This window comes from Dyella sp. (genome assembly GCF_035685885.1).
In the GTDB taxonomy this organism is placed as follows: Bacteria; Pseudomonadota; Gammaproteobacteria; order Xanthomonadales; family Rhodanobacteraceae; genus Dyella.
This window is the reverse complement of record NZ_DASRZX010000008.1, coordinates 17,374-31,077: the sequence shown is the minus strand read 5'-3', so window position 1 is coordinate 31,077 and position 13,704 is coordinate 17,374. Positions and strand designations below refer to the sequence as shown.

At 65.1% G+C, this 13,704-nt stretch carries 11 protein-coding genes; 6 read left to right on the top strand and 5 right to left on the bottom strand.

Annotated elements, in window-relative coordinates:
• Window positions 1-3: 3 nt before the first annotated feature.
• Window positions 4-1,413 (bottom strand): DUF3300 domain-containing protein, encoded by a 1,410-nt coding sequence (locus tag VFG49_RS01725; protein WP_324857774.1) that lies wholly within the window; start codon window positions 1,411-1,413, stop codon window positions 4-6.
• 237 nt (window positions 1,414-1,650) lie between these two features.
• Here VFG49_RS01725 and VFG49_RS01720 point away from each other — a divergent pair, with 237 nt between their 5' ends.
• Both VFG49_RS01720 and VFG49_RS01715 read left to right on the top strand, forming a co-directional pair.
• Complete coding sequence (locus VFG49_RS01720; protein ID WP_324857772.1) at window positions 1,651-2,496, top strand: hypothetical protein; 846 nt, start codon at window positions 1,651-1,653, stop codon at window positions 2,494-2,496.
• A 32-nt stretch (window positions 2,497-2,528) separates the two neighbouring features.
• On the top strand, window positions 2,529-3,695 hold the full coding sequence (locus VFG49_RS01715) for a hypothetical protein (RefSeq protein ID WP_324857770.1): 1,167 nt from the start codon (window positions 2,529-2,531) through the stop codon (window positions 3,693-3,695).
• A 4-nt stretch (window positions 3,696-3,699) separates the two neighbouring features.
• On the opposite strand, the gene recJ is transcribed toward VFG49_RS01715, so the two are convergent.
• The 3 genes from recJ to abc-f are packed head-to-tail and all read right to left on the bottom strand — an operon-like array spanning window position 3,700 to window position 8,254.
• The gene (recJ, locus tag VFG49_RS01710; protein WP_324857768.1) at window positions 3,700-5,415 is read right to left on the bottom strand and encodes a single-stranded-DNA-specific exonuclease RecJ; all 1,716 of its coding nucleotides are present in this window, start codon (window positions 5,413-5,415) and stop codon (window positions 3,700-3,702) included.
• Entirely contained in the window at window positions 5,412-6,347 is a 936-nt protein-coding gene (locus tag VFG49_RS01705; RefSeq protein WP_324857766.1) for a phosphoglycerate mutase, read from the bottom strand. Before VFG49_RS01705 ends, recJ begins: the two co-directional genes overlap by 4 nt.
• Entirely contained in the window at window positions 6,344-8,254 is a 1,911-nt protein-coding gene (gene abc-f, locus VFG49_RS01700) for a ribosomal protection-like ABC-F family protein (RefSeq protein WP_324857764.1), read from the bottom strand. Before abc-f ends, VFG49_RS01705 begins: the two co-directional genes overlap by 4 nt.
• Window positions 8,255-8,463: 209 nt before the next feature.
• Between abc-f and VFG49_RS01695 the strand changes: the two genes are divergently transcribed.
• From VFG49_RS01695 to VFG49_RS01680, 4 genes are all read left to right on the top strand, one after another.
• Window positions 8,464-8,775 (top strand): hypothetical protein, encoded by a 312-nt coding sequence (locus VFG49_RS01695; protein ID WP_324857814.1) that lies wholly within the window; start codon window positions 8,464-8,466, stop codon window positions 8,773-8,775.
• A gap of 147 nt (window positions 8,776-8,922) precedes the next feature.
• A complete protein-coding gene (locus VFG49_RS01690; RefSeq protein ID WP_324857762.1) occupies window positions 8,923-9,957 on the top strand; it encodes an agmatine deiminase family protein in 1,035 nt (344 codons plus the stop codon).
• Between the two features lie 137 nt (window positions 9,958-10,094).
• A complete protein-coding gene (locus VFG49_RS01685; RefSeq protein WP_324857759.1) occupies window positions 10,095-10,985 on the top strand; it encodes a carbon-nitrogen hydrolase in 891 nt (296 codons plus the stop codon).
• A gap of 73 nt (window positions 10,986-11,058) precedes the next feature.
• Window positions 11,059-12,291 carry a TraB/GumN family protein gene (locus VFG49_RS01680; protein ID WP_324857757.1) on the top strand — a complete coding sequence of 411 codons (1,233 nt, stop codon included), beginning with the start codon at window positions 11,059-11,061 and terminating at the stop codon, window positions 12,289-12,291.
• A gap of 83 nt (window positions 12,292-12,374) precedes the next feature.
• Here VFG49_RS01680 and VFG49_RS01675 read toward each other — a convergent pair whose 3' ends face one another.
• Window positions 12,375-13,526, bottom strand: coding sequence for a glycoside hydrolase family 18 protein (locus VFG49_RS01675; protein WP_324857755.1), 1,152 nt, complete (start codon window positions 13,524-13,526; stop codon window positions 12,375-12,377).
• Window positions 13,527-13,704: the final 178 nt, after the last annotated feature.

Genomic DNA, 13,704 nt, shown 5'->3' with positions numbered 1-13,704 from the left:
TCCTCAACGACGACGTCCGCCACCGCCGCCCCGATGGGGCGCAGGGCGAGACATTTGCCGACCACCACCGCCGCCGGCGCCACGTGATTGGGACATCGAGCGTTGGCTCGCCTGCCCACGATTCATCTGCGAGTGCGACGAACCTGGCGAGCGCGATCCGCCGAAGGCGTTGTTGTGCGGGCCGCTTCCCTGGCGGGCACCACCGTGATTCTGGCTGCCGAAGTTGCCCCGCTGGGATGCCTGGCCGCCGCGATTGCCACCACCGAAGTTGCCGTGGTTGGCCGCACCCTGCCCTGCGCGATTGCCGCCGGAAGGACGATTGAGCGCGGCGCCGGATTCACCCGCGCCACGGCGCGCCGCCATCGACGAGCCGTTGTTGGTGCTGCGGTCGAAGCTTTGCAATGAACGCTGCCGATTTGCATCCATCTGGCCATTGCGGCCACGGAACTGTTCGCGCTGCTGTGCACCAGCGCGCCCCTGGTCAAAACGCTGGCGACTGCCGGAGTCGCGATAGGGCGTTCCTCGCCGGTTGTCCGGATTGTGATTCCACCGCTGGTTGCCATTGCCGCTGATGCGATTGTTGACGTTGTTGACGCTGTTGTAGCGATTGACGTTGACGTTCACATCGCCATGGCCCCAGTTGAAGCCGCCCCACAACGCCCCGGTGATCGCGATGCCCGCACCAAACGCCAGGCCCGCCGCCAAGGCCTGCCCGGGGTAGTAACCATAGGGCGGCGGCCAGTACGTTGGCGGATAGGCCGGATAAGGCCAGGAACCGTAGACCACCGTCGGGTTGTACGCCGGTACGTACACCACCTGCGGATCGGACGGTTCGATCTGGATGATGGTGGTGCCTTCCGACGACCCGGGAGGTGCGGCCTGTTCGGTTACCTTCTGCTGTTGGTTCGACTTGAGGTTACCCGCGGCCTTGGCCTGCGAGCGCAGGCGCTGCACCGACGCCATCACGTCGTCGGGCTGGGCAAGGAAGGCATCGCCCACGTTCTGCACCCAATCGGGATGCTGCTTCATCTGCGCGAGCACCTGCGGGAAAGCCACCAGCGACTGCACGCTGGGATCCCAGGGCTTGGTGTTCACCTGCTTGACCGCGTCGTCACCCTGCGCCTTGGGATTGGCCGCAGACCACGCCGCTGCTTCCGCCACATCGCTGGGATAGGTGGCGGCCATGAATATCTGCGAGAGCAACGCATCGGGATAAAGCGCCACCGGCGCAAGCATCTGGTCGAGCTGTTGATTGGTGTATATCTTCTGACTCTGGGCCGGAGCTTGATTCTGATCCTGAGCCTGGCTTTGCGGCTGGCTTGCGCCCTGGCTCTGCGCGCAAACAGCAACGGGCAGCACCAACAGCAGCCATGCAAGACACCGCACACAACCCCAACGCATCGTCGTTTTCATGGTGTCGCTCCCATGCCGCCATCGCGCTCACACCAGCTTGATCCACAGGGGCGGACTTGACCACTGCATTTATGCGGAAGCGGATCTGCGTAAAATTACTTAGTCCCGAGCCGCATCTTTCGCGGTGCTTACCTTGCCCGTAGAAATACGCAAGGGCGGCTAGGTAATACTTCGCTTTGAGCGCGGACGGCATCGTTCCAACATAGGCGCACCTTTCCAGCGTTCCGGGTGTCAGCCATGCACCGCATCACGTTTGGACGTCGCTTTTTTTCGCTCACCCTCGTCGCGCTGGCCGTCTGTGCCACATGGGGCGCGCGCCCGGCCCATGCCGACACGCCCGATCAATGGGATGGAAACTGGCACGGCAGCATCACGCCTTACGGATGGTTGCCGGGTGTCACTGCCAAGTCGAGGTTCCAGGTGCCCAATGGTCCCTCGGTCGAAACCAAGTCGGACAACAACATCCTTGATCATCTGAGCGGTGCTTTCATGCTTGCGGGTGACATCCGCAAGGGCGACTGGGGCATGTTTGCCGACCTCGATTGGGTGAAGTTCACGAATGAGAACGGCCGCTTCACGAATATTGGCGGCGATCGCATTGGTGCCAGCGCAAACCTGAACACCAGATGGGGCTTCAAGGGTGGCATGGTCAACCTGGCAGGCTTGTACACGCTGGCCCACGGCCAGCAAGGCTTTGTCGACCTGTTGTTCGGCGGGCGCTATCTCTGGCTGAAGGGCAATCTCAACTGGAACTTCAACCTCAATGGCAACGCCGGCAACGTCAATCTCGCCAACAGTGGCCATCTCAACAACCAGACGCACGTCACCGACGCGATCGTCGGCCTGCGCGGCCGATGGTCGCCATTCGACGACAAGAACTGGTTCTTCCCCTATTACGTGGACGTCGGCTCGGGCGATTCGGACAGCACATACCAGCTCGTCGCCGGCGTGGCCTACGGCTTCAGCTGGGGCGACATTGCGCTGGTCTATCGCGACGTGCAGTACAAGGAAAGTGCGAGCGACAAATCTCTCGAGAAATTGGAGCTGGGCGGACCGGCCTTCAGCCTGACTTGGCACTTTTGATTCATTCGGACGTCCATGGAGTTGTCGATCCGGTGAGCGGGGAAAGCCAGAGCATTTTCGACGAGCCCCGCCACGTCGCCGTGCTCAGGCGCGCGCGCCTGATCAAGCCCGAGCACCGAACGGAAGCCCTGCAACGCATCCTCATTGCGGTGGCCATCGGTTGGGTACCGCAGGCGCTGCTGTGCCTGGTGCAATGGCTGGTGCTGGGCCGTGCATCATCGGCAAGCTTCTTCACCGACGTGGCCACCTATGCGCGCTTCGTATTGGCCGTACCCATCCTGATCCTGTCCGAATACATCATCCTGCCCAGGCTCGAAGCGATCACGCAGTACTTCGCGCGTTCGGGCCTGATCCTGCCGGAGGACCAGCCCCGCTACGACCATGCCGTCGCCTCGGCGCGGCGCTTGAGTCTTGGCGTTTGGCCGTCCGTCGGCATGACCATCGTCGTGTATTCGCTCATAGCGATGATTGCGGTTACCGTGTCGCCCGAAGCCCTGACTGACTGGCAGCGTTCTACCGGACCGCTTAGCCTCTCGATGGCCGGATGGTGGCACTTGCTGGTGAGCATGCCGCTGGTGCTCGGCCTCATCCTCAGCTGGCTATGGCGCCTCGGGGTCTGGATGCGCTTTTTGCATCTGGTATCGCGCATGAACCTTCGCCTGGTGCCGTCGCATCCCGACAAGGTCGCCGGGCTTGACTTCATTGCGCTGTCGCCACGAACCTTCGCGCCGCTCGCATTCGCCATCGGCGTCATTACCGCCGGCACTTTCGGCAACGAGGTGGTCCACCTCCATCTCAATCCGATGGATCACATGGCCGTGCCAGTGGTCACGGCGATCGTGGTGGCGGTGTTGCTGGTCAGCCCGCCACTGCTTTTTTCGCGGGTACTGATGCTCGCTCGCCGGCGCGGCGTGTTCGAGTACGGCGCGTTGGCCGCGCGCCTCGGTGCCGCCTTCGAGGCCAAGTGGCTGGCGCAGGGCAAAACCATCGATTCATCCGCGCTGGGCGAACCGGACTTCTCGTCCACCACCGACCTGTATGGCGTCGCGTCGAATGTCTATGACATGCGCCCCGCGTTGTTCGACCCGCGCGTCGCAGCGTCCCTGGTGATTGCCACCCTCGTGCCGTTCGCACCGATCTGGCTTACGGTGATACCCGCCAAGGTGCTCTTCAGCCACCTCATCGGGCTGCTCGTCTAGCCCATTACGGCAACTCGATATGCCGCAACAGCAGGCGCGCACTCTCGCGGCCCTGCCAGTCGTTGATCACCAGTTCGTAGACGGCGCGAATGACGCCGGGCGGCGGCGTTCCGTCGTACGCATTGAACATCACGGCATCGTGGATCGAGCCGTCGCGCGGATCGCGCAGGCTCAGTCGAAGATGCTTCTCGCCCATCACGCGCCAACTGGCGCATTCGAACACGTTGTCGAACACCGGCTCGGGGAACGCCTGTCCCCATGGCCCAGCGGCGCGCAACTGTCTTGCAAGATCGAGCGTGGCCGAGCCGGGTGGAAGTTCGCCATCGGTGAGTTGCACGGCCTGCAGGCGATCGTCGTCCAGCCATTCGCGCGCGATCGCGTCGAAGGCGTCGGCGAAGCGCGCGTAGTCGGACGTCTTGAGGCTGAGGCCCGCGGCCATCGCATGGCCGCCAAAACGGAGGATCAGGCCCGGGTGTCGCGCATCGATCATGGCCAGCGCATCGCGAATATGGAACCCCGCGATGGAGCGTGCCGAGCCGCGCAATTCATCCTGCATGTCCTCGCTCGCGGGCGCGAAGGCGATCACCGGGCGATGCAGGCGCTCCTTGAGCTTGGACGCGACCAGGCCGACCACGCCGGCGTGCCAGCTGGGCTCGAACAGGGCAACACCAACGGCATCGGTATCCGCCGCCTGCGCCACCATCACTTCGGCTTCGGCCACCATCGTGGCCTGCAGTTCGCGGCGTTCCTGGTTGATGGAGGAGAGCAACTGGGCGTAGTGGCGAGCCTGCGCGGCATCGTCGGTAAGCAGGCATTCGACGCCGATGCGCATGTCCTCCAGCCGCCCCGCCGCGTTGAGGCGAGGACCGATCGCGTAACCAAGATCGCTCGCGCACAGCGTGGCAAGGCTGCGCTGGCTGGCTTCCACCAGCGCGGTGACGCCTGCGCAACCATGGCCGCCGCGCACCCGGCGCAAGCCGGCTTCCACCAGCACGCGATTGTTGAAATCCAGCGGCACCAGATCCGCCACCGTGCCGACGGCAACGAGATCGAGCAGCACCGACAGATCAGGCTCCGCGCCCGGCGTAAACGCACCCTGCTCCCGCAAAGCCGCGCGCAGCGACAACAGCAGGTAGAACATCACGCCGACGCCCGCCAGCGCCTTGCTGGGGAAGGCGTCGCCGGAAAGATTCGGATTGACCATCGCATCCGCCGCCGGCAACTGCTCGCCAGGAAGATGATGGTCGGTGACGATCACGCGGATGCCGAGCGCTTGCGCCGCCGCCACGCCCGCCACGCTGGCCACGCCGTTGTCGACGGTGACGATCAACTGCGGCTTCGGCTGCAGCGATTCCACCAAGGCGGGGCTCAGGCCGTAGCCGTGCACGAAGCGATTGGGTACGGCGTAATCGACATGGCGCGCGCCCAACAGACGCAAGCCACGCACGGCGACCGCCGTACCCGTGGCGCCGTCACAGTCGTAGTCACCCGCAATGAGGATGGACCAGTCGCCGCGAATCGCTTCGATCAGCAGCGCCACTGCCTCGCGCATGCCGCCCAGCTGCTGGGGCGACAGCAAGCGAGCCAGCCGATATTCCGCTTCCGCCGGACACAACACGCCGCGTGCGGCATACACCTGCTGAAGCACCGGATGGACGTCCATACTCCAGCCACTGGGCTCGCCCAGCGGTTCGCGGCGGCGCAGGCGCAACACTTTCATCGTGCACCTCCGCGCCAGAAACGCAGTCGATGCCAGGGACGATGCAGCCAGCGCTCGCCACTGGCGAAGCTGAGCAGCAAGGGCTGCCTCAGGGCCAGCTGTTCGATGGCGGCCCACCAATGCGCATCGATCTCTTCGGCGGGAAGGTCCTGCAGGTCCAGCAGCCAACCGGCCTTCGCCGCGCTGACGGCTTGCGCAGTGCGCGTGTTGATGGCAATGCCGGCACGGCGCGCCAGCGAAGTCAGCAGCACATCGTCACTGATCACGCCCGCCAGCGACGTACGCACGTCGCCCGGCAGCGAACCACCACCCCACAGCCACAGGCTGTTGATCGGCGGCAGGCCGCGTTCACGACGCTCCGCATTCAGCGGGTGCTGGTGCAGGATCACCTGCACTTCGTTGAGCAATACGCGCCAGCGCCGGCCGTTCGCACCTTCAGGCAGATGTTCGTAAAGGTCCTCGCCCAACGCCTGCTCCGGCGCGGCAAGCGAAGGTGCCGATTCGCCGTCCGGCAGGCACACATGCCAGTGATCGGGAGACGACACATGCAGCACCATCCCAGCATCGGCGAACACTGGTTCCAGCGCGTCTGCCAGCGCCCGCGCTTGCGCCATGTCCAACTGCATCTGGCCGCAGGCGAGCAGTCGTGCGCCATTGAGATCGGGTTGCACCCAGGCGGGATCGGCACACAACCACTGCACGTCCGCGGCGTCGCCGGCAATCAGTTCCCGCGTGAGTGCTCCGGCCGGCAAGTTGCCACCCGGTACGGAAAAACGTTCGGCCAGGCCGGCGAGATAACCGCGCGCCGCCATGGCTTGCCCATCAGCCTTGCGCAGCAGGGCGCGCATGGGATGCGATGGCTCGAAGCGCGCCAGGTCAGGCAGCCACAGTTCCAGCGGAAGGCGCGGCGGCGTGTGCATGGATCGGCTCACGCCTCCAGTTGCTCGTAGAGTTCGAGCCACTCGGCTTCCAGCGTTTCCTTCTCCTTGCGCAATTCGGTCTGGCGCTGGCTCAGTCGCATCATTTCGGCGGTGGGACCGTTATAGGTCGCCGGATCGGCCAGTTTCGTTTCCAGCGTGGCAAGTTCGCCCTCGATCGTCGCCACGCGCGTCTCGATCTTCTTCACGCGCTGGCGGGTGGACTTTTCGTTTTCACGCTGGGCGGCAACACGCTGCCGGCGCTCTTCAGCCGACTCGACCACGACGACCGGCTTCACCTCGGCTGCGGCTTTCTTGTTCTTCTTGCTGGTAGCACCACGACTGCGCAACCAGCGCGCGTAGTCGTCCAGGTCGCCGTCGAAGCTCTCGACCGCGCCATCGGCCACGCGCCAGAAGCTGTCGCACACCAGGCCCAGCAGGTGGCGATCGTGCGAGACCAGCACCAGCGCGCCTTCAAAGTCCGCCAGCGCATCGGCCAGGGCCTCGCGCATATCCAGATCCAGATGGTTGGTCGGTTCGTCCAGCAGCAACAGGTTCGGCTTGTCCCAGGCAATCAGTGCCAGCGCGAGGCGTGCGCGTTCGCCGCCGGAGAATCCATCCACGGATTCGAACGCGCGGTCGCCGGCAAAATTCCAGGTGCCGAGGAAGTCGCGGATGGCCTGCGCACTTACGCCTAGTGCCTTCTCCTGCAGATGATCGAACGGCGAGGAGCCTTCGTGCAGGCTTTCCACCGTGTGCTGGGCGAAGTAGCCGATCTTCAGGTCCTTGTGTGCCTTGCGCTCGCCGCCCAGCGGCTCCAGCTCGCCAACCAGGGTCTTCACCAGCGTGGATTTACCAGCGCCGTTGGGACCGAGCAGACCGATACGCTCGCCAGCTTCCAGACGAAAACGCACGTGCTGCAGGATCACTGCGGCCGCCTCGTTGTCCGTGCCGGGATAACCCGCTTCCACTTCTTCCAGCTGCAGCATCGAATCGGGCAGGCGATCGGGCACGGCGAACTGGAAGCGAAATGCACGTTCAGCGCGCACGGCTTCGGTGCCGGCGAGCTTTTCCAGGCGCTTCACGCGCGACTGCGCCTGCTTGGCCTTGCTCGCCTTCGCCTTGAAGCGATCGACGAATGACTGCAGATGGGCACGCTCCGCCTGCTCGCGCTCGTGCGCGATCTGCTGCTGGCGCAGATGTTCGGCGCGCTGGCGTTCGAACGCGCTGTAGTTGCCGGTGTAGAGCTTGCCCTTGCCGTCGGTGAGATGCAGCGTGTGGGTGATCACGCCATCGAGGAACTCGCGGTCATGCGAGATCACCAGCAGCGTGCCCTGGTAGCGACGCAGCCACTCCTCCAGCCACAGCACGGCGTCAAGGTCGAGATGGTTGGTCGGTTCGTCGAGCAGCAGCAGTTCGGACGGCGCCATCAGCGCGCGCGCCAGGTTCAGGCGCACGCGCCAGCCGCCGGAGAATTCCTTCACCGGCGTCTCGTGTGTTTCCGGCGCAAAGCCCAGGCCATGCAGCAGGCGACCGGCGCGGGCGCGTGCGTCATAGCCGTGCAGTTCCTCGATGCGATGGTGCGCGCGGGCCATGGCTTCGCTGTCACCGCGGGCCTGGGCGTCCAACTCGTCGCGCAACACCGCTGCCAGCTCTTCGTCGCCGCCCATGACGTACTCGATGGCCGGATCAGGCAGCGAGGGCGTCTCCTGGGCCACCGAGGCCATGCGGATCCGGGCGGGAAGGTCGAGGTCGCCGGCATCGGGTTCCACCGTGCCCTGCAAGGCGGCAAACAGGCTGGACTTGCCGCAGCCGTTGCGCCCGACCACGCCCAGCCGCCAGCCGCTCTGGATCACCAGGTCGATGTCGGAAAGCAACAGCCGGCTGCCGCGGCGCAGGGCGAAATGACGAAAAGAGATCATGGGAAAGCGCGTGTCCGAGCCGGGCGTCACGGCGCCCGAAGCCGCCCATGATAACGAGCCGGGGGGTCCGAATGCCCATCCCATCGCATTAGAAGCGGATCCACGTGGAATGCCCGAGGTAGTTCTGCTACAACAGCGCGGCATCGCTTCGCGTGGAGAGGGGACCTGTGAACACGTACGGAATCAGCAAGTTCAGCACCAGCCTGTCGATGATCGTGCTGCTGGCCGTGGCCGGCGCCTGGTCGCCCACCGCCCATGCGGACAACCTGCTCGTCAATCGAGTGCAGCAGGAACAGGGCATGGACCTGCCCGCGCGCGGCATGAGCATGGACCAGGTCGAGAAGAAGTACGGCGCCCCGCAGCGCAAGCTCTCCCCGCGCGGCGGCGACACCGCCAAGCATCCGGTCATCAATCGTTGGGACTACTCCAACTTCATCGTGTACTTCGAAAAAAGCCATGTGGTCCACGCGGTGCTCAACACGCCCGCGGGCAATAACACCAATCCCGCCTCGGTCAACTGACCGTTCCCGGCTGACTGACGACGCGGCTCGTGGCGACACGGGCCGCGTCGTCGTTTCCGTGCCGTCACGCCGCATCGTTTACACTGCACGTCCCTTGCAGCCGGCCCGTCGCGGCCGCTGCCTTCCCCGATGCATGAGATGCCACTGATGACTGACTCTAGCCTGCGCCTGCCGGCGGAATGGGAGCCGCAATCGGCCGTATTGATCGCATGGCCGCATGCCGGCACCGATTGGGCCGAGCGACTGGCCGACGTGGAGACGACCTATGTCGCGCTCGCCGCTGCGGTCACGCGCTTCCAGCCGCTGATCATCGTGGTGGCCAGCAACGAGCTGCGCCTGCGCGTGCAGGCCCTGCTGACGGGTGAAGGCGTGGATCTGTCCCAGATCCGTTTCGTCGAGCGTGCGTACGACGACACCTGGCTGCGTGACTCGGGCCCGATAACGCTCAAAGCGGGCGACAACCAGTTCCAGCTCACCGATTTCCGCTTCACTGGCTGGGGCGGCAAGTTCGGCGCCGAACAGGATGACGCGCTGATCGCCGGGCTCGTCCAGGATGGCGTGTTCGGCAAGGCGGCGCACAAGCGCATCGACTGGGCGCTGGAAGGCGGCGGCATCGAGAGCGACGGCGCGGGCACCGTGCTCACCACCTGGCGTTGCCTTGCACAGCGCCATCCGGAGCAGTCGCGAGAGGAAATGACCGCCATCCTCAGCGACAGCCTGCACGCCCGGCGCGTGCTGTGGCTGGACCATGGCTATCTCGAAGGCGACGACACGGACGCCCATATCGACACGCTTGCGCGCTTCTCCCCGGGCGACCGCATCGTGTACCAGGCCTGCAACGACAAGAACGACCCACACTACGACGAGCTGCAGCGCATGGGCGATGAACTCGCCGCCCTGCGCACGCCTGATGGCCGCCCGTACCAGCTCTATCCCCTGCCCTGGGCTCGCCCGATCGTCGACGAAGGCCGGCGTCTGGCCGCTTCCTACGCCAACTACCTGATCGTGAACGGCGCGGTGCTGGTGCCCGCCTATGGCGACACAGCCGACGACGAAGCCGCCCGCATCATCGGTGAGGCGCATCCGGACCGTGAGATCGTGCAGGTGCCCTGCCGTCCGCTGATCTGGCAGAACGGCAGCCTGCATTGCATCACCATGCAGTTGCCGGCCGGGATCGTCTGACAGGCGCCACGCGCCGGAAACGACGCGCGGCACCCTACACGCTGAATCGGCGTCCGGCCCGGAAACGGGCCGCCGCACCGCATCCATTAGACTTGGCGACCTGCCCTCGTCGACAGCGCCACCCAAGAGTTAAGCCGATGACCCGCAAGACCCTCAAAGTCGCCCTGCTGCAGGAAACCGACCGCGGCAGCCGCGATGCCAATCTCGATGCCATCGAAGCGGGTCTACGCGACGCCGCGGCCCAGGGCGTGGAGCTGGTGCTGTTGCAGGAGCTGCACAACGGCCCGTATTTCTGCCAGCGCGAGTCGGTGGACGAATTCGACCTGGCCGAGACCATTCCCGGCCATAGCACGGCGCGCATCGGCAAGCTGGCCGAGGAGCTGAAGCTGGTCATCGTGGCGTCTCTGTTCGAGAAGCGAGCGACCGGCCTGTACCACAACACGGCGGTGGTGTTTGACCGCTCCGCGGCCATCGCGGGCAAGTACCGCAAGATGCACATCCCGGATGATCCGGCGTTCTACGAGAAGTTCTACTTCACGCCCGGCGACCTCGGTTTCGACCCCATCGAGACTTCAGTGGGACGCCTGGGCGTATTGGTGTGCTGGGACCAGTGGTATCCGGAAGCCGCGCGCCTGATGGCGCTGGCCGGCGCCGACCTGCTGCTCTACCCCACCGCCATCGGCTGGGACCCGCAGGACGAACAGGCCGAAAAGGATCGCCAGCGCGAGGCCTGGGTCACCGTCCAGCGCGGGCACGCCGTGGCCAACGGGTTGCCGCTGCTGTCGTGCAATCGCACGGGTTTCGAGCCGGATGTCGCGGGCGTGGGCAACGGCATCCAGTTCTGGGGCACCAGTTTCGTGGCCGGTCCGCAGGGCGAGTTCCTCGCGCAGGCGGGTACGGACTCGCGGGAACTGCTGGTGGTCGACGTCGACATGGCCCGCAGCGAGCATGTCCGCCGCATCTGGCCGTTCCTGCGCGATCGTCGCATCGACGCCTATGGCGACTTGCTGAAGCGCTTCCGCGACTGACGCCTGCGCGCGGCTTGTGTCGCGCGATGGAAAACCCCATGCCGTTTCCCGACCTGCCCCATCGAAGCCCCGCATGAGCCTGACCGACATCGACGATTCCCTGCCGAGCGTGCTACGTGACCAGCCCATCGAACGCGTCACGCGCGATGGCGTGGAGTACGTCGTGCTGGGCACCGCCCACGTCTCGCGCACCAGCGTGGAAGCGGTGGACGCGATACTGGCGCATGAAGCATTCGACGCCGTCGCCGTGGAACTGTGCGATAGCCGCGCGCAGGGCATGCGCGATCCGGAAGCGTTCAAGCAGATGGACCTGTTCCAGGTGATCCGCCAGGGCAAGGCCGGCATGGTGGCCGCGAGCCTGGTGCTGTCTTCCTTCCAGAAGCGGCTGGCCGAGCAGTACGGCATCCAGCCGGGCGCCGAGATGAAAGCAGGCATGGATGGCGCCGAACAGCGCGGCGTGCCGGTGTGGCTGGTCGATCGCGAAGTGGGTACCACGCTGCGTCGCGCCTGGCACAGCGTGGGCCTGTGGCAGCGCTTTGGTTTGATGGGCGGATTGATCGCCAGCGTGTTCGAGCGCCAGCAGATCGAAGAAACCGAAATCGAAAAACTCAAGCAAGGCGACATGCTGGAAAGCGCCTTCAGCGAATTCGCCACCCATTCCGCGCCGCTCTACCGCAGCCTGATCGCCGAACGCGACGCCTACATGGCCGCGCGCCTGCGCGAGCAATCGGCGGCGGCCGGCTTTGGCGAAGGCCGGCGCGTGCTGGTGGTGATTGGCGCGGGCCACCTGAAAGGCTTGTGCGAGCTACTGCGCACCCAGCAGACCGATCCGTCGAGCGAAGCTGCCTTGCTTGCCGCTGCCCCGCCGAAATCGAGCTGGCCCAAATGGGTGGCGGTGGGCCTGGTGCTGGCCGTGTTTGTTGCCATCGGCTTCGCGTTCTATCGCAGCCCATCGCTGGGTGCGGCCGCCTTGCGCGACTGGGTCGTCTACACCGGCGGTTTCTCGCTGCTCGGTGCCATCCTCGCCGGCGCCCATCCGCTCAGCGCGCTGGCTGCCTTCGTCGCCGGTCCGATCAAGCCATTCCGCCCAGGCATTCCCTCCGGCGGCATCAGCGCCATGGTGGAAGCCTGGGTGCGCCGCCCACGCGTGGCCGATTTCGAAACGCTGCGCGACGACATCGGCCAATGGCGCGGCTGGTGGCGCAACCGCGTCGCGCGCACGCTGCTCAACTTCTTCCTGGTGAGCTTCGGCACCATCATTGGCGAATACACCGCCGGCATTCATATCTTCAAGAGCCTGTTCTAGCGTCGGCGCAGGCCCGGCGCTTTTCGCACATACGCCAGGACCCAGGCTCGTCATTCCGGCGCAGGCCGGAATGACGGAAGAAATCAGCGCGGGCGCAACGACTGGTCCATCACGTCGAGCAGTTCCTCGTTGCGATCCAGACCGTGCTCCCAGTACATCACGCCGCCCAATCCCTTCGCCTTGACGAAAGCCGCCTTGGCGCGAATCGATTGCGGATCCTCATAACTCACGAAAGTGCGCGTGTCTGCATTCCACAGATAAGGCGCCTGCGCCTTCGCATCCCAATGGCGCACGTAGCCGTTCTTGTCGATGTATTGCGCGACCAGTTCGCGCCATGACGGATCGCCCACGTATTTGGCGTATTTCTGCTGCAGGCCGTCATGCGCGGGGTCCACGCCCGTGAACGCGCGCCCATAGAACGCCGCGCCAAGATTGAGTTTCTTCGCCGGCACGCCCGCCGCCAGGAACTGCGCCACGGCCTTGTCGCCGGCGCGATCGTCAGCCGGCGCGAGGGCCGACAGATGCAATCCCGCGTGGTGCCCCGTTGTCGGCGTGAGGCTTTGGTGGAAGTCGTAGGTCATCAGGTTGAACCAGTCGAGCGCGCGCGATACGCGTTGAAGCTCGATGCCCGCGACGAATTCGCCGTCCGCGGCGGCGATGGTCAACAGGTAATGGCGGCCGCCATGTGCCTCGCCGACTTGATCGAGCCGCGCCCTGAGGGCTTCGAGCAGCAAGGTGAAATTGCGGCGGTCTTCCGGCCGATGGCTGATGCCGGCGCCCGGCAAGGTGGGGTATTCCCAATCGAGATCCACGCCGTCGACATCGTGCTTCTGCACCAGCGCGGCCACGCTGTCCGCCATGCGCTGGCGCGTGGATGCGGTCAGGGCCACATCGGAGAAATAATCGGCGCCCCAGCCACCGATCGACACGATCACCTTGAGTCCCGGGTTGACCTTGCGCAGCGCGACGAGCGCCGCCAGCGTGCGGTCGGCAGTGGGACTGGGGAAAATCACGTTGCCCTGCGGGTCGAGCCGCGCAAACGCATAGTTGACGACATCGAGCTTGTCGGCGCTAACGGTGGGGAGCGGCGAGGCGTCCAGTACGTAGCCGACGATGCGGTAACCTGCCGCAGGTGTTCCGGCAAGCACCGGTACCGCGCAGCAGGCCAGGCCCAGCGCCCCCATGAAAACCCTGATCCATCCCGGCCGACCGGTCTTGATGCCGCGCTTGCTCATGTTGCTTCCTTTGGTCTGCTGAGGCGCAGGATCGAGGCCCGCGTCGATGGCATGCACCTATGGTGATGTTTCGCACTGAGAAGAATCAGTGGCTTGCGACATGTTGTCCGTTCGTGAAAGCAACGACTATACTTTCGCGACTTTTCACCATGTACCAGCCGGAATCGTGGGGACGTTT

Excerpts from the sequence above, each read along its gene's own strand:
- VFG49_RS01725 (WP_324857774.1), bottom strand. The coding sequence starts at position 1,413 with ATGAAAACGACGATGCGTTGGGGTTGTGTGCGGTGTCTTGCATGGCTG.
- VFG49_RS01720 (WP_324857772.1), top strand. The coding sequence starts at position 1,651 with ATGCACCGCATCACGTTTGGACGTCGCTTTTTTTCGCTCACCCTCGTC.
- recJ (WP_324857768.1), bottom strand. The coding sequence starts at position 5,415 with ATGAAAGTGTTGCGCCTGCGCCGCCGCGAACCGCTGGGCGAGCCCAGT.
- abc-f (WP_324857764.1), bottom strand. The coding sequence starts at position 8,254 with ATGATCTCTTTTCGTCATTTCGCCCTGCGCCGCGGCAGCCGGCTGTTG.
- VFG49_RS01695 (WP_324857814.1), top strand. The coding sequence starts at position 8,464 with ATGATCGTGCTGCTGGCCGTGGCCGGCGCCTGGTCGCCCACCGCCCAT.
- VFG49_RS01690 (WP_324857762.1), top strand. The coding sequence starts at position 8,923 with ATGACTGACTCTAGCCTGCGCCTGCCGGCGGAATGGGAGCCGCAATCG.
- VFG49_RS01685 (WP_324857759.1), top strand. The coding sequence starts at position 10,095 with ATGACCCGCAAGACCCTCAAAGTCGCCCTGCTGCAGGAAACCGACCGC.
- VFG49_RS01680 (WP_324857757.1), top strand. The coding sequence starts at position 11,059 with ATGAGCCTGACCGACATCGACGATTCCCTGCCGAGCGTGCTACGTGAC.
- VFG49_RS01675 (WP_324857755.1), bottom strand. The coding sequence starts at position 13,526 with ATGAGCAAGCGCGGCATCAAGACCGGTCGGCCGGGATGGATCAGGGTT.